Source organism: Streptomyces sp. NPDC057287, assembly GCF_042667905.1.
In the GTDB taxonomy this organism is placed as follows: domain Bacteria; phylum Actinomycetota; class Actinomycetes; order Streptomycetales; family Streptomycetaceae; genus Streptomyces.
The window spans coordinates 269,312-283,033 of sequence record NZ_JBHUYV010000003.1 but is presented as its reverse complement, the minus strand read 5'-3'; the positions used below and the strand labels follow the sequence as shown (position 1 = coordinate 283,033).

Sequence of the window (13,722 nt, the reverse complement as noted above, 5' to 3'; positions counted from 1 at the left end):
AACTGATGTCGCTTCTCAACTCCTCCCTCCACGAGCTGGACCCGGACGTCGCCGCCGCCGTCGATGCCGAGCTCCACCGTCAGCAGTCCACCCTCGAGATGATCGCCTCGGAGAACTTCGCTCCGGTCGCGGTCATGGAGGCGCAGGGCTCCGTCCTCACCAACAAGTACGCCGAGGGCTACCCCGGCCGCCGCTACTACGGCGGCTGCGAGCACGTCGACGTGGTCGAGCAGATCGCGATCGACCGCATCAAGGCGCTCTTCGGCGCCGAGGCCGCGAACGTCCAGCCGCACTCGGGTGCGCAGGCCAACGCCGCCGCGATGTTCGCGCTGCTGAAGCCGGGCGACACGATCATGGGTCTGAACCTGGCCCACGGCGGTCACCTGACCCACGGCATGAAGATCAACTTCTCCGGCAAGCTCTACAACGTGGTCCCGTACCACGTCGACGACACCGGTGTCGTGGACATGGCCGAGGTCGAGCGCCTCGCCAAGGAGTCGAAGCCGAAGCTCATCGTGGCCGGCTGGTCCGCCTACCCCCGCCAGCTGGACTTCGCCGCCTTCCGCCGCGTCGCGGACGAGGTCGGCGCGTACCTGATGGTCGACATGGCGCACTTCGCGGGCCTGGTCGCCGCGGGTCTGCACCCCAACCCGGTGCCGCACGCCCACGTCGTCACGACCACCACGCACAAGACCCTCGGCGGTCCGCGCGGTGGCGTGATCCTGTCGACGCAGGAGCTCGCCAAGAAGATCAACTCGGCGGTCTTCCCCGGTCAGCAGGGTGGCCCGCTGGAGCACGTGATCGCGGCCAAGGCCGTCTCCTTCAAGGTCGCGGCGACCGACGAGTTCAAGGAGCGCCAGCAGCGCACCCTGGACGGCGCCCGCATCCTCGCCGAGCGCCTGGTGCAGCCGGACGTCACCGAGGTGGGTGTCTCCGTCCTCTCCGGCGGCACGGACGTCCACCTGGTCCTGGTCGACCTGCGCAACTCCGAGCTGGACGGCCAGCAGGCCGAGGACCGGCTGCACGAGCTGGGTATCACGGTCAACCGGAACGCCATCCCGAACGACCCCCGGCCCCCGATGGTCACCTCGGGTCTGCGCATCGGTACGCCCGCCCTGGCCACCCGCGGCTTCCAGGCCGAGGACTTCACCGAGGTCGCCGAGATCATCGCGGCCGCCCTGAAGCCCGCGTACGACGCGGACTCCCTCAAGGCCCGCGTGATCGCGCTGGCCGAGAAGTTCCCGCTGTACCCCGGCGTCAAGTAGTCGCCCGCAGTTTGCACGCAGGGTGGGGGCACCGCGCACACTGAACACAGTGAGCGCGGTGCCCCCACCCCTTTGCCCCGCGCTCCCGGGCCCACCGGCCCGTCCCGCACCACCCGGCGGACAACGACGTCCACCAACGCCTTAGGAGTACTCCCGTGGCCCTCTCGGTCTTCGACCTCTTCTCGGTCGGTATCGGCCCGTCCAGTTCCCACACGGTCGGCCCGATGCGCGCGGCCCGCATGTTCGCCCGCCGCCTCAAGAACGAGGGCCTGCTGGTCCACACCGCGTCCGTACGGGCAGAGCTCTACGGCTCGCTCGGCGCGACCGGCCACGGCCACGGCACGCCCAAGGCCGTGCTGCTCGGCCTGGAGGGCGAGTCGCCCCGCACGGTCGACGTCGAGGGCGCCGACGCACGCGTCGAGGAGATCCGCGCCTCGGGGCGCATCAGTCTGCTCGGCGTGCACGAGGTCCCCTTCGACGCCGACGAGCAGCTGGTCCTGCACCGGCGCAAGGCCCTGCCCTACCACGCCAACGGGATGACGGTCCTCGCGTACGACCGCGAGGGCGCCACCCTCCTGGAGAAGACGTACTACTCGGTGGGCGGCGGTTTCGTCGTCGACGAGGACGCCGTGGCCGGCGAGAACCCGATCATCCCGGACGACACCGTCCTCAAGCACCCCTTCCGCACCGGTGACGAGCTGCTGCGCCTCGCCGGGGAGACCGGCCTCTCCATCTCCTCCCTCATGCTGGAGAACGAGAAGGCCTGGCGCACGGAGGACGAGATCCGGGCCGGCCTCCTGGAGATATGGCGCGTCATGGAGGCCTGCATCGCGCGCGGCATGTCCCGCGAGGGCATCCTCCCCGGCGGCCTGAAGGTCCGCCGCCGCGCCGCGAACTCGGCCAGGCAGCTGCGCGCCGAGGGCGACCCCCAGGCGCACGCGATGGAGTGGATCACCCTCTACGCGATGGCCGTCAACGAGGAGAACGCCGCCGGGGGCCGTGTCGTCACCGCCCCGACCAACGGCGCGGCGGGCATCATCCCCGCCGTCCTGCACTACTACCTGAACTTCGCGGCGGGCGGCTGCACCCAGGCCGAGAAGGAGGACGGCGTCGTCCGCTTCCTGCTGGCCGCCGGGGCGATCGGCATGCTCTTCAAGGAGAACGCCTCCATCTCCGGCGCCGAGGTCGGCTGCCAGGGCGAGGTCGGCTCCGCGTGCTCCATGGCCGCGGGCGCCCTCGCCGAGGTCCTGGGCGGCTCCCCCGAGCAGGTGGAGAACGCCGCGGAGATCGGCATGGAGCACAACCTGGGCCTCACCTGCGACCCCGTCGGCGGCCTCGTCCAGATCCCCTGCATCGAGCGCAACGGCATGGCGGCGGTCAAGGCGGTCACGGCGGCGAAGATGGCGCTGCGCGGCGACGGCAGCCACAAGGTCTCCCTGGACAAGGTCATCAAGACCATGAAGGAGACGGGCGCGGACATGAGCGTGAAGTACAAGGAGACGGCGCGCGGCGGTCTCGCGGTGAACATCATCGAGTGCTGAGCCAGGACGCCCCGGCCACCGCCCTCCCCTTCGCCGCCCGGCAGGGCCCACGGTGAGGGCTGTGGCCGATGGAGGTGGGCTCACGCGTCGTGCGCCGGTGATCGGCTCTGCGGTGCGGGCCGACCGGCGGGTGCCGGGTGATTTCAGCCACCGGGCGGCCGGCGGAGAGCGCGGTGAGAGGCCCGGGTCCCAGGATGCCCCTGGTCGTTGTGGCCGCCGTCCGTCCGAGTCGTGCGCGGACGTCCGCAGCCTTCGTCAGGAGCACGCACATGCGCCTTCGCCGTCTCGTCACCGTCGCCGTTCTCGCGACCGCCCTGGCCGGCTCCACCGCGACGGCCTCGTCCGCCGATCCCAAGACGGATCCGGACAGGAACTACCTCACCGACACCAAGTACGAAGCCGTGGCCTTCGGTATGAGCAGGCAGCAGGTCGAGGCCGTCATCGGCACGCAGCCGAACTGCTCCGCCATCGGGGCCGGCGGCGCCCTGGTCTGCTGGGCGAAGAACCAGTTCGTCGACCAGACGGCGTCGTTCACCTTCAACGCGTCCGACCAGCTGGTCAGGAAGGAGAAGGACTACGCCTTCGCCTACGCCTGGTACACGTACGACCTGCCCAGGACCATGACCAAGGTCCAGTACGAGCAGGAGTTCGCGGTGGGCGACACGCTGGCGGAGGTCGACGCCGTCGTCGCCGGTACGGCATGCACCGACATATGGGCCGAGCGCCCCGGCTACCCGTCGTCCGACGGATGGAAGACCATGATCCGTTGCACCGGGACCGTCGACGAGTCCTACCCGGAGATCGAGTTCTTCTTCACCGACGGCGTGCTGACGAGCAAGACCTACTCGTCCCGCGACGACGCCGGCTGACCCGGGGCGGGCCCCCGGTGACCCGGGCCGGACCCCCGGTGGCCCGGACCGGCCGCCAGGGTCCGGGAACCCGGGCCCGGCGCCGGCGGGCGGAGCGGCCGGTGGGCCCGGTGATCCGCCCGGGCGCGCGTGATCAGATGCGTACGGCCGCCTGGTAGCTGCCGATGGTGTCCATCGACTCGTAGCGGACGTAGGCGCCCGGGTACGGCGCGTGCAGCACGGTGTTGTTGCCCGCGTAGAGGCCCACGTGCGAGGTGTTGCTGAAGAAGACCAGGTCTCCGGGCTTCAGCTGGCCGCGCCCGATGCGGGTGCCCTCGTTGATCTGGGTGAACGTGGTGCGGGTGATGTCGGCACCGGCCTGGGCGTACGCCCACATGGTCAGACCCGAGCAGTCGAAGGAGTCGGGGCCCGTGGCCGTGCGGACGTAGGGCTTGCCCACCCGGGTGTCGGCGGCCGCCAGCGCGGCCGCCCCGAGGGCGGAGGCCGGGACCTCGTTGCCGAGCTCGACCCGGTCTCCCGCGGAACGGCTCGCGCGCTGCTCCTGGTCGGCCATCTTGGCGCGCTCGGCGGTGGTGAGGGTGTTGAGCAGCTTCTGTGCCTCGGCCAGCTTGCTCTGGAACTTCTGCTTGTTCTTGCCGAGCGTCGTGCGGACCTCGGTCAGATCCGCGAGTTTGCCCTGCGCCTCCTTGCGCTGCTGCGCGAGGGTCCGCTGCTTCGCCTGGATCTTCTGCAGCGACTCGGCCTGCTCTGCCGACAGCTGGTCGAGCGCGGAGGCCTGGTCGAGGAAGCTGTCCGGGTCGGAGGACAGCAGCAGCTGGATCGACGGGTCGAGGCCGCCGGAGCGGTACTGCGCCGTGGCCAGCGAACCGAGCTGGCCGCGCAGGGTGTTGAGCTCGTCCTGACCGCGGGCGACCTTGTCCTGGAGGGCGTCGGCCTGCTTCTTGAGCTTGTCCTGCTGCTCCTTGGCGCCGTTGTACTTCTCCGTGGCCTCCTCGGCCTCGTGGTAGAGCTTGTCGACCTTCGCCTTGACCTCGCTCTTGGTCGGCTTGGGGTCGGCGTGGGCGGCCTGGGAGGTCAGGGCCACGGCTGCGGCTGCGGTCGCGGTGAGCACGGTCACGCGGGTGCGGCTCGGCTGCTTGGGACGACGGTGGGACGCCACGGAGGCGAGCTCCTTCTTCCTCGAGCCGCCTACCGGGATGTGGGGGAGGGTCCCCCGGCTCCGCGCACGTCACGGACTCGGCGGTTCCTTCGCTGCCACCCCGAATGGGCGATCAACCGTACGAAGGTTCGGAGCACGACCTTAGTGACCATCCTGTGACCAGTTCAATGTTTCGGTGAAGATTGTCGACACACTGAGTCGATCTTTACCGGCATCGCACGCCGCGTAGCCGCAGGCTGACGGACCGTCCGCCGGTGCCGGGCCGGGCTCCGGCCGGGGCGCACCTCGGCCCGGCGGGGGGACGAGGTGCGCCCGGCGCTCCTACGGGAGAGGTGGCGCGTCCCGGCGGAGGGCCACGACGTCGATCTCCACCAGGATGTCCATGAGGTCGGAGCCGACGGTCGTGCGGACCGGGTGCGGCGCGCTGAAGAAGGTGCGGTACACGGCGTCGTAGGCGGCGAAGTCACGGCGCAGGTGCTGGAGATGGGCCGTGACCTTGACGACGTCCTGCGGCCCGAGCCCTTCCGCCTCCAGTACGGCGCAGACGTTCCGCAGGACCTGCGCGGTCTGCTCCTCGACGGTGCCGGCGACCGCACCGGTGTCCGGATCCTGCGGGCCGAAGCCCGAGGTGAAGAGGTAGGGGCCCGCGGCGATGCCCTGGCTGTAGGCGCCGGCCGGGTCGGGTGCCCGGCCGGTGCGGACCGCGCGCCGGGCGCCGGGAGGGGTCGCGGTCATCGGGTCAGGTCTCCTTCGCGGGCGTTGACCTCCGCGTAGTGGCGGAGCTTGTCCTCGTCGACGGTGACGCCGAGACCGGGACCGTCCGGGACGCGCAGGCTGCCGTTCTCCAGCGTGAGCGGCTCGATGATGTCGTCGGCGTGCAGGTAGTACATGGAGTCGATGGCGCGGGACAGGACGGGCGTGCTGGCGACCACCGCGAGATGGGCGGCCGTCGCGATGCCGAGCTCGCCGCCGCTGTGCAGGTTCATGCCGAGCCCGAAGGTCTCGCAGTGGGCCGCGAGGGCCTTCGTCGGCGCGATGCCGCCCCACTTGTAGACGTCCCCGTGGATGACGTCCACGGCGCCCAGGCGCATGGCCGGCGCGAAGTCCTCGAACCGTACGACGCACATGTTGGTGCAGAGCGGGATGCGGACCTTGGCGCGCACCTGGCTCATCCCCTCGATGCCGACACAGGGGTCCTCGAGGTATTCGAGGTCCAGTTCCTCCAGGGCTATGCCGGCGCGGATCGAGTCGGGGACGGACCAGGCCGCGTTGGGGTCGACGCGCAGGTCCACCGCGGGCAGCGCGGCGCGCAGGGCGCGAAGGATCTCGACGTCCCCCTGGACGTCCTTGGTGCCCTTGAGCTTGACGGCCCGGAAGCCTCCCTCCGTGACGACGCGGACGGTGTGCTCGGCGAGCGCGGCGGGCAGGTCGGCCGGCCCGGCGCCGGGGGCATCGGCCCGGGTGACGAGCGCGGTGAGCGGCACCTCCTCGCGCACCGGGCCGCCGAGCAGGTCGGTGACGGACTGGCCGGTCGCCTTGCCCATGGCGTCCCAGCACGCGACGTCGAGGGCGGCGATCGCGGCGTAACCGAGGTAGCCGTAGAAGAAGGGGACCATGTGCTGCTTGCGGTGGAAGGCCTCGAGGGCGAAGGGGCTCATGCCGATCAGGTCCTCGGCGAGGATCTTGACGATGGCGGCGACGGGCCGGCCCCACATGGTCTCGCCCCAGCCCTCGACACCGGTGTCGGTCCGGATGCGCACGACGGTGCGGGTCTCCCCGGTCTTCGTCTCGAAGGAGCTGGTGAACGGGTTGACCAGGGGCAGGTTCACGACGTGGACGTCGACATCGGTGATCTTCATGCTGTTCCTCGTTCGGTTCGGGTGGTGCGGTCGGTGCGGGCCTGCCCCGTTCACGGCCCGGAGCGGGTCGCGGTGTCGAAGGCCTGGACGGCGCGGGCGAGGCCGAGGGCGCGGTCGTCCAGGAGCCTGTGCCCGTGCGCGGCGTCGGCGGAGGAGGCGTCGTCGGTGGAGCCTCCGACGCGCTCCCATTCGCCGTGCCGCTCGACGGTGAGCCCGGGGTAGGGCGGGCGGTCGAAGAGCGGCGGCGGGTCGACCGAGGCCCGGGAGGGGACGGGCGTGCGCACGAGGGCGGGGTGAGCGGCGAGCATGAGGGAGGTCTCGAACCAGCCCGCGTGCCCGGGAGTGACGTCGGGGCGGCCGCCGTCCTCGTCCCCGGACGTCACCGTCCAGTACGAACAGGCGGCGGCGGTTACCTCGGCGCGCAGGGCGAAGCGCTTGACGGCGAGCTTCATGATCTCGTCGTTGCCGCCGTGCCCGTTGACGACGAGGATGCGCCGGTGTCCGCACGCGGCGAGGGAGTCGAGTATCTCGCCGAGGACGGCTTCCAGCGTGGGCGCGGACAGGGTCAGCGCCGCCGCGAACAGGTGGTGGGGGCTGTGGCCGTAGGGCAGCGTCGGCAGCCGCACCAGGGACGGAGCCCCGGCTGCGGCGTCCTCGTCCAGCAGGGTGAGCGCCCGGTCCACCACGGCGTCGACGAGGAGGGTGTCGGTGCCCATCGGCAGGTGGCCGGCGTGCTGCTCCTGGGAGCCGATGGGCAGCAGCGCGATGGCGTCGGGCGCCGCCTCCCGGGTCTCCTGCCAGGTGGTTTCGGTCAGGTGCCGGTGACTCATACGGCTATCTCCCGGGAACACTGTCGTGGCAGAGTCGGCGTATGGCGCATGAACGTTCTCCCTTGCGGTTGGTGCCGGACCCCGTGCCGGGTCCGGAGGTGCGGGCGGTTCCCCGCACGCTGGGGGCCGTGGAGCTGCTGCCCGGCCGGATCCGCGCGGCGCTCCTCGACCGCTCGGGTGCCGTGCTCCTCCGGGCCGAGGCGGAGTTCGACGCGGCGTCCCCGCGTCCCGCCGGGGCCGACGAGGCGCTCGCCCGGGTGGCGGCCGTGTTCGAGGGGCACCGTCCGTCCGGGATCGGCGTCGCCGCGGCCGGGGTGATCGATCCGGCCGGCGGCCGGGTGATCGAGGTCAACGAGGCACCGGCGCTGCGCGGCTACCGGGTCGCCGAGCGGCTGGAGGAGCTGACCGGGGCGCCCGTACGGGTCGAGCACCGCGCCCGGGTCCAGGTGCTCGGCGACCGGTGGTTCGGGCCGGGCCGGGGCCGTCGCTCCTTCGCCTCGGTGTCGACCGGTGAGGTGCTGGGGGTGGGCATCCTGTACGACGGCGAGGTGCTGGCCCCCGAGGGCGGCCGCAGCGGCGCGCACATGACGGTGTCGGCCAGTGGTGAACCGTGCACGTGCGGCCGCCGGGGCTGCTGGAAGACGGTGGCCACCACCCGCTGGCTGCGGCAGCGGGGCGAGGCCCTCGGTCTCGGAGCCGCGGGTGGATCGCTCGCTGCTCTGGTGGCCTCGCGCGACGAGGCGGCCCGGGCCCTGGTGGCGGAGTACGCGGAGAATCTGGTGCTGGGCCTCGCGACGGTCCAGCAGCTCTTCGCCTGCGGTCTCTTCGTCCTGCACGGGGAGGCCCGGGAGGGCGGGGAGCCGTTCCGGGCCCTGGTCGAGTCCCGGCTGCGCTCGGACGCGCTGGGCGGCGGGGAGCTCCCCCGCGTGGTGGTGAGCGAGGCGGCGGTGGACGATGTCGCCCTGCTCGGCGGGGCCGGCCTCGTCCTGTCGGGCAGGTAGGCGCGGGGCGGCGCTCATGTGGTGCCGTCGTGCGCGGGGTGACGGCCGGCCGGGACCGTAGCTCCTGCCGCCTCCCTGCCGTCGGACACGGCGTACCGGGTCCTGCGCGCCTTTGCCGGGTCCGGAACCGGTACGGCGTCGAGGAGCAGGCGCGTGTACGGGTGGCTGGGGGCGGTGAACACCTGGTGGGCGGTCCCCACCTCGACCAGGCGGCCCCGTCGCATGACGGCGACCCGGTCGGCGACCTGCTGGACGACGGCGAGGTTGTGGCTCACGAAGACGTAGGTGAGGCCGAGGCGTTGCTGGAGGTCGGCGAGCAGGTCGAGGACACGGGCCTGGACGGACACGTCGAGGGCGCTGGTGGGTTCGTCGAGGACGACGAGGCGGGGTTCGAGGCCGATCGCGCGGGCGATGGAGATGCGCTGGCGCTGGCCACCGGAGAACTCGTGGGGGTAGCGGTCGAGGATCGTGTCGTCGAGGCCGACGGCTTCGAGGAGCTCGCCGACGCGCTGCCGGACGTGCGCCCGGCCCCGCCGGCCCCGGGCCCGCGGGTCGTGGGTGACGAGGGGTTCGGCGACGATGTCGACGATCCGCAGCCGCGGGTTCATGCTGGAGTAGGGGTCCTGGAGGACGACCTGCATCTGGCGGCGGACCGCCCGCATCGCGGCGGCGTCGAGGCCGAAGAGGTCGGCTCCCTCGAAGCGCACGGTGCCCGAGGTCGGCTCCAGCAGGCGCAGCAGCAGCCGGGTCAGTGTGGTCTTTCCGCAGCCGGACTCCCCCACCAGCGCGAGGGTCTCGCCCGCACGGACGGTGAGGCTCACGTCGTCGACGGCGACGCTGCCGCCGAACTCCTTCCGCAGCGCGTCGAGTTCGAGCAGAGGCGGAGCTGTGGCGGTCATCCGGCGGTCTCCAGTCGGGGTGTCGCGTCGAGCAGTTGGCGGGTGTAGGGGTCCTCGGGGCGGGCGAACACGTCGTGGACGTCCCCGCTCTCGACGGCCTCGCCGTGGTGCATGACCACCACGCGGTCGGCGGTCTCCGCGACGACGCCGAGGTCATGGGTGATGAGGACGACGGCCATGCCGTGCCGTTGCTGGAGCTGGACGAGGAGGTCGAGGATCTGGCGCTGCACGGTGACGTCGAGGGCCGTGGTGGGTTCGTCGGCGATCAGGACGCGGGGCCGGGCCACGAGCGCGGCGGCGATCATGACGCGCTGGCGCAGGCCGCCGGAGAGCTCGTGGGGGTACTGGCGGTAGCGGCGTTCCGGGTCGGGGATGCCCACCTCGTCGAGTGCGGAGAGGGCGGCGGCCCTGGCTTCGGCCCGGCTGTGGGCGCCGTGGTGACGGAGGACCTCGGCGACCTGGCTGCCGATGCGCTGCAGCGGGTCGAGGCTGGTCATCGGGTCCTGGAAGATCATGGACAGTTCGGCGCCCCGGATGCGGCCCAGTTCTCGTTCGCTGCGGGTGAGGAGGTCCTTCCCGTCCAGGAGGATGTGGCCGCCGGCGTAGACGCAGGGCGGTTCGGGGTTGAGGCGGAGCGCGGACAGGGCGGTCGCGGACTTGCCGCTGCCGGACTCGCCCACGACGGCGAGGGTCTCCCCGGGGGCGACGGCGAAGCTGACGCCGCGGACCGCGTGGACGGTCGTGGCGGCGAGGCGGAAGTCGACGCGCAGGTCGTGGATCTCGAGGACCGGCGCTGCGGAGGTGGTGGAGGTCATCGGCGGTAGGCCTTCGGGTCCGCGACGTCGCGCAGGGCGTCGCCGGTGATGTTGACGGCGAGGGAGGTGAGCATGAGGGCGACGCCGGGGAAGACGGCGACCCACCACGAGGTGCCGAGGTAGAGCTGCCCGTCGGCGAGCATCGAGCCCCAGGTGACGGTCTCCTTGGGGACGCCGAGGCCGAGGTAGCTGAGCGAGGCCTCGGCGACGACGGCGGCCGCGACGTGGAGGGTGCCGATGGTGGCGAGCGGGGCCATCACGTTGGGCAGCAGGTGGCGGCGCATGATCGCGGTGTGGCCGACGCCGATGGCTCGGGCCTCCGTGATGAAGTCCCGGGAGCGCAGGGACAGCACCTCGGAGCGGACGACGCGGGCGTACGACACCCATCCGGTCACGCCGAGGACGAGGATGACGTACCAGAGGCCCGAGCCGAGGAAGCCGACGATCGCGAGCGCGAGGAGGATCGCGGGGAAGGCGAGCTGGACGTCGGCGAGGCGCATGAGGACGCGGTCGGGCCAGCCGCCGAAGTAGCCGGAGACGAGGCCGGTCACGGTGCCGATGACCCCGGCGAGCAGGGCCGCACCGGCGCCGACGAGCAGCGAGACACGGGTGCCGTAGATGACGCGGGAGAGGAGGTCGCGGCCGAGCTGGTCGGTGCCGAGGAGGTGGGCGCCGCTGCCGCCGTCCTGCCAGGCGGGCGGCCGGAGCCGGGCCAGCAGGTCCTGCGCGTTGGGGTCGGTGGGCGCGATGAGCGGGGCGAGGAGCGCGCAGACCACGACCAGGGCGAGGAAGGCGAGGGCGACCACGGCGAGCCGGTTGCGCAACAGCGTGCGCAGGGCGGCGGACCGGTGCGCGGGGGCGGCGGCACGGTCGCGCGGGGGAGCCGGGGTCCGGGAGGCAGTGGTCATCGGGAGGTCCTCACCCTCGGGTCGAGGAGGCTGTAGGAGAGGTCCACGAGCAGGTTCACCACGACGAAGGTGGCGGCGAACAGCAGCACGGTGGCCTGGACGAGGGGGAAGTCGCGGTTGGAGATGGCTTCGATCGTGAGCTGGCCGACCCCCGGCCAGGAGAAGACCTGTTCGGTGAGGATCGCGCCGCCGAGGAGGCTGCCCACCTCCAGGCCGACGACCGTGACGACGGGCAGGGAGGCGTTGCGCAGCCCGTGGGTGAGGACGACCTTGACGGGTCCGAAGCCCTTGGCGCGCGCGGTGCGGATGTGGTCGGCGCTCAGTACGTCGATGAGGGACGAGCGCAGGAGTCGTGCGACGACGGCGACGGAGTACACCGCGAGGGTCACGGCGGGCAGGACGAGGTTGGCGAAGGTGCCGTATCCCGAGGCGGGCAGGGCGTGCAGGCCGACCGCGAAGACGAGGATGAGCAGGATGCCGATCCAGAAGGGCGGGGTGGACTGGCCGAGCAGCACACCGGTCATCACGGTGCGGTCGGTGGCCCGGCCCCGGCGCATCGCGGCGACGGTCCCGGCCGGAAGGGCGACGACGAGGGTGACGACGAGCGCCCCGGCGGCCAGCAGGAGGGTCGCGGGGATGCGGTCGGCGAGGACCGCGCGCACCGGCTGGTTGTAGAAGAGCGAGTCGCCGAAGTCGAGGCGGGGGATGCCCCACAGGTAGTCGAGGTACTGAGTGAGGAGCGGCCGGTCGAGCCCGAGGCTGTGGCGCAGGACGCCCTCCTGCTGGGCGGTGGCGTCCGGCGGCAGGAGGACCTTGACGGGGTCGCCGGAGAGCCGTACGAGGAAGAACGCGACCGTGGCCGTGCACAGCAGGACCAGCAGCGCGGTCCCGATGCGGGAGGCGGCCGTGCGCAGGACGCGGAGCGTCGCGCGGCGGGGCGCCGCCCGCCGCTCGCCGTCCTCACCGGGTGCGGGGGCAGGAGGGGTCAGGAGCTCGCTCATCGGGAGACCTCCGCGCTCGCCATGTCGAGGACGCCGGCGAAGCCGGGTGTCCAGCGGGGCCTGCTGTTGCGGGCGTAGATGTTGTCGATCTGGTAGAGGGGCACGAAGGGCGCCTCCGTCCTGATCAGCCGCTGGAGGCCCGAGAAGGCGCGCTGCCGGGTCTCCGGGTCGACGGAGAGTTCTTCGAGGTCGACGAGCCGGTCGGCCTCCTCGTCGTGCCAGCGGCTCTGCCGCCGGTCGCTGCGCACGTTGGACTGGATCATGCTCTCGCCGTCGAGGGTCCACACGGTGGACGCGGCCAGGTACATCGGGCCCAGCGCTCCGTGGTTGTCGGAGGTGAGGCGCTGCGCGTAGGTGCCGGGGTCGAGCAGATCGACCTTCGCGTGCACTCCGGCGCGGTCGAGGAGCCCGGCGATCGCCTCCGCCACGTTGGCGTCCACGTTCGACGCGGTGAGGGTCGTGCGGATGCCGTCCGGGTGCCCGGCCTCGGCCAGCAGCGTGCGGGCCCTGGCCACGGAGCGGGTGAAGGGCTTGACGGAGGGGTCGAAGCCGTAGGCTCCGCGCGGGATCATCGCGGGGACCTCGGTCCCCTTCCCGCCGAGGACGGCCTTGATGAGCAGGGGCACGTCGATCGCGTGGTTGAGCGCCTGGCGCACCCGGCGGTCCTGGAGCGGCCCTTCGGTGAGGGTGTCGAGGGAGAGGTACGAGGTGCGGATCCCGGTGTGGTTGTCGAGGCTGACGCCGGTGTAGCCGTCGAGCTGCTGGGCCGCGTCGGGGGTGAGTCCGGCGACGAGGTCGACACCGCCGCTCTGGAGGGCGGCGAGCGCGGAGGACGCGTTCGGGGCGGGGGTGAAGACGAGTTCGTCGACGGCGGGCCTGCCCTCCCAGTGCTTCTCGTTGGCGCGCATCCGCAGCTGGTGGTCGCGTTGCCAGCTCGCGAAGGTGAAGGGCCCGGTGCCGACGGGACGGGCCGCGAAGCCCTCGTCACCGACCCGGCCGATGTAGCGCGGGGGGACGACGACCCCGCCGAAGAGGGACACCTTGTCGGGCAGGATCGGGTCGTGGACGGTGGTGTGGAGGTCCACGGTGAGCGGGTCGACGACGGTGACGCCCTCGACGTAACGCAGTTCGACGATGGGCGACTTGGTCGCCGGGTCGAGGAGGCGTTCGATGCTGAACTTCACGGCGGCGGCGTCGCAGACCTCGCCGTTGTGGAAGGTGACGCCGGGCCGCAGCCGGAAGCGCCAGACGCGGGGCGAGACCGCCTTCCAGGACAGCGCGAGGCGGGGGATCAGGGTGTTGTCACGGCCTCGCGCCGTGAGGGTGTCGAACATGTTGATCAGGGCGTTCATCGAGATCATGTCGCCCTGCTTCTGCGGGTCCATGGTCTTGGGGTCCCCCGTCTGGGAGACCCGGAGGACGTTGCCGGCGCCGGCCGCGGGATCGGTGCCGCAGCCGGTGAGCAGTGCCGGTGCGGCCGTCACGGGGAGCAGTGCGCCGCCGTACCGCAGGATCGTGCGGCGGGAGGGGCGGCTGCGGCCCCCGATCCACCCTCCACGTATTCGTTCCATTGAA

The 13,722-nt window shown here is 72.1% G+C and carries 13 protein-coding genes; 4 read left to right on the top strand and 9 right to left on the bottom strand.

The window, feature by feature from the left end:
- Nucleotides 1-5: 5 nt before the first annotated feature.
- From glyA to ACFUNE_RS07785, 3 genes are all read left to right on the top strand, one after another.
- Nucleotides 6-1,265: a serine hydroxymethyltransferase gene (gene glyA / locus ACFUNE_RS07795; RefSeq protein ID WP_383563744.1), complete on the top strand. Its 1,260-nt coding sequence runs from the start codon at nucleotides 6-8 to the stop codon at nucleotides 1,263-1,265.
- Between the two features lie 155 nt (nucleotides 1,266-1,420).
- Nucleotides 1,421-2,806: an L-serine ammonia-lyase gene (locus ACFUNE_RS07790; RefSeq protein WP_383563741.1), complete on the top strand. Its 1,386-nt coding sequence runs from the start codon at nucleotides 1,421-1,423 to the stop codon at nucleotides 2,804-2,806.
- A 269-nt stretch (nucleotides 2,807-3,075) separates the two neighbouring features.
- Nucleotides 3,076-3,675 (top strand): BLIP family beta-lactamase inhibitor, encoded by a 600-nt coding sequence (locus tag ACFUNE_RS07785; RefSeq protein ID WP_383563738.1) that lies wholly within the window; start codon nucleotides 3,076-3,078, stop codon nucleotides 3,673-3,675.
- 133 nt (nucleotides 3,676-3,808) lie between these two features.
- Here ACFUNE_RS07785 and ACFUNE_RS07780 read toward each other — a convergent pair whose 3' ends face one another.
- From ACFUNE_RS07780 to ACFUNE_RS07765, 4 genes are all read right to left on the bottom strand, one after another.
- Nucleotides 3,809-4,834, bottom strand: coding sequence for an NlpC/P60 family protein (locus ACFUNE_RS07780; protein ID WP_383563734.1), 1,026 nt, complete (start codon nucleotides 4,832-4,834; stop codon nucleotides 3,809-3,811).
- 321 nt (nucleotides 4,835-5,155) lie between these two features.
- Nucleotides 5,156-5,569 carry a RidA family protein gene (locus tag ACFUNE_RS07775; RefSeq protein WP_383563731.1) on the bottom strand — a complete coding sequence of 138 codons (414 nt, stop codon included), beginning with the start codon at nucleotides 5,567-5,569 and terminating at the stop codon, nucleotides 5,156-5,158.
- Entirely contained in the window at nucleotides 5,566-6,693 is a 1,128-nt protein-coding gene (locus ACFUNE_RS07770; RefSeq protein WP_383563728.1) for a mandelate racemase/muconate lactonizing enzyme family protein, read from the bottom strand. Before ACFUNE_RS07770 ends, ACFUNE_RS07775 begins: the two co-directional genes overlap by 4 nt.
- A 50-nt stretch (nucleotides 6,694-6,743) precedes the next feature.
- Nucleotides 6,744-7,523: a creatininase family protein gene (locus tag ACFUNE_RS07765; RefSeq protein ID WP_383563726.1), complete on the bottom strand. Its 780-nt coding sequence runs from the start codon at nucleotides 7,521-7,523 to the stop codon at nucleotides 6,744-6,746.
- A 62-nt stretch (nucleotides 7,524-7,585) separates the two neighbouring features.
- Between ACFUNE_RS07765 and ACFUNE_RS07760 the strand changes: the two genes are divergently transcribed.
- Nucleotides 7,586-8,524 carry an ROK family protein gene (locus tag ACFUNE_RS07760; RefSeq protein ID WP_383564160.1) on the top strand — a complete coding sequence of 313 codons (939 nt, stop codon included), beginning with the start codon at nucleotides 7,586-7,588 and terminating at the stop codon, nucleotides 8,522-8,524.
- A gap of 14 nt (nucleotides 8,525-8,538) precedes the next feature.
- Here the strand turns inward: ACFUNE_RS07760 and ACFUNE_RS07755 are convergent, their stop codons facing one another.
- From ACFUNE_RS07755 to ACFUNE_RS07735, 5 genes are read right to left on the bottom strand one after another with little or no spacing between them, the layout of a single operon-like run.
- Entirely contained in the window at nucleotides 8,539-9,423 is an 885-nt protein-coding gene (locus ACFUNE_RS07755; protein WP_383563722.1) for an ATP-binding cassette domain-containing protein, read from the bottom strand.
- Nucleotides 9,420-10,238 carry an ATP-binding cassette domain-containing protein gene (locus tag ACFUNE_RS07750; protein WP_383563719.1) on the bottom strand — a complete coding sequence of 273 codons (819 nt, stop codon included), beginning with the start codon at nucleotides 10,236-10,238 and terminating at the stop codon, nucleotides 9,420-9,422. The genes ACFUNE_RS07755 and ACFUNE_RS07750 overlap by 4 nt, the downstream gene beginning before the upstream one ends.
- Nucleotides 10,235-11,146 (bottom strand): ABC transporter permease, encoded by a 912-nt coding sequence (locus ACFUNE_RS07745; protein ID WP_383563716.1) that lies wholly within the window; start codon nucleotides 11,144-11,146, stop codon nucleotides 10,235-10,237. The genes ACFUNE_RS07750 and ACFUNE_RS07745 overlap by 4 nt, the downstream gene beginning before the upstream one ends.
- Complete coding sequence (locus ACFUNE_RS07740) at nucleotides 11,143-12,147, bottom strand: ABC transporter permease (protein ID WP_383563713.1); 1,005 nt, start codon at nucleotides 12,145-12,147, stop codon at nucleotides 11,143-11,145. Before ACFUNE_RS07740 ends, ACFUNE_RS07745 begins: the two co-directional genes overlap by 4 nt.
- On the bottom strand, nucleotides 12,144-13,718 hold the full coding sequence (locus ACFUNE_RS07735) for an ABC transporter substrate-binding protein (protein ID WP_383563710.1): 1,575 nt from the start codon (nucleotides 13,716-13,718) through the stop codon (nucleotides 12,144-12,146). Before ACFUNE_RS07735 ends, ACFUNE_RS07740 begins: the two co-directional genes overlap by 4 nt.
- Nucleotides 13,719-13,722 lie beyond the last annotated feature (4 nt).

Bases quoted from the DNA above. Each gene is read 5' to 3' on its own strand.
- ACFUNE_RS07740 (WP_383563713.1), bottom strand. From the start codon at position 12,147: ATGAGCGAGCTCCTGACCCCTCCTGCCCCCGCACCCGGTGAGGACGGC.
- ACFUNE_RS07735 (WP_383563710.1), bottom strand. From the start codon at position 13,718: ATGGAACGAATACGTGGAGGGTGGATCGGGGGCCGCAGCCGCCCCTCC.
- ACFUNE_RS07750 (WP_383563719.1), bottom strand. From the start codon at position 10,238: ATGACCTCCACCACCTCCGCAGCGCCGGTCCTCGAGATCCACGACCTG.
- ACFUNE_RS07770 (WP_383563728.1), bottom strand. From the start codon at position 6,693: ATGAAGATCACCGATGTCGACGTCCACGTCGTGAACCTGCCCCTGGTC.
- ACFUNE_RS07755 (WP_383563722.1), bottom strand. From the start codon at position 9,423: ATGACCGCCACAGCTCCGCCTCTGCTCGAACTCGACGCGCTGCGGAAG.
- glyA (WP_383563744.1), top strand. From the start codon at position 6: ATGTCGCTTCTCAACTCCTCCCTCCACGAGCTGGACCCGGACGTCGCC.
- ACFUNE_RS07775 (WP_383563731.1), bottom strand. From the start codon at position 5,569: ATGACCGCGACCCCTCCCGGCGCCCGGCGCGCGGTCCGCACCGGCCGG.
- ACFUNE_RS07745 (WP_383563716.1), bottom strand. From the start codon at position 11,146: ATGACCACTGCCTCCCGGACCCCGGCTCCCCCGCGCGACCGTGCCGCC.
- ACFUNE_RS07785 (WP_383563738.1), top strand. From the start codon at position 3,076: ATGCGCCTTCGCCGTCTCGTCACCGTCGCCGTTCTCGCGACCGCCCTG.
- ACFUNE_RS07765 (WP_383563726.1), bottom strand. From the start codon at position 7,523: ATGAGTCACCGGCACCTGACCGAAACCACCTGGCAGGAGACCCGGGAG.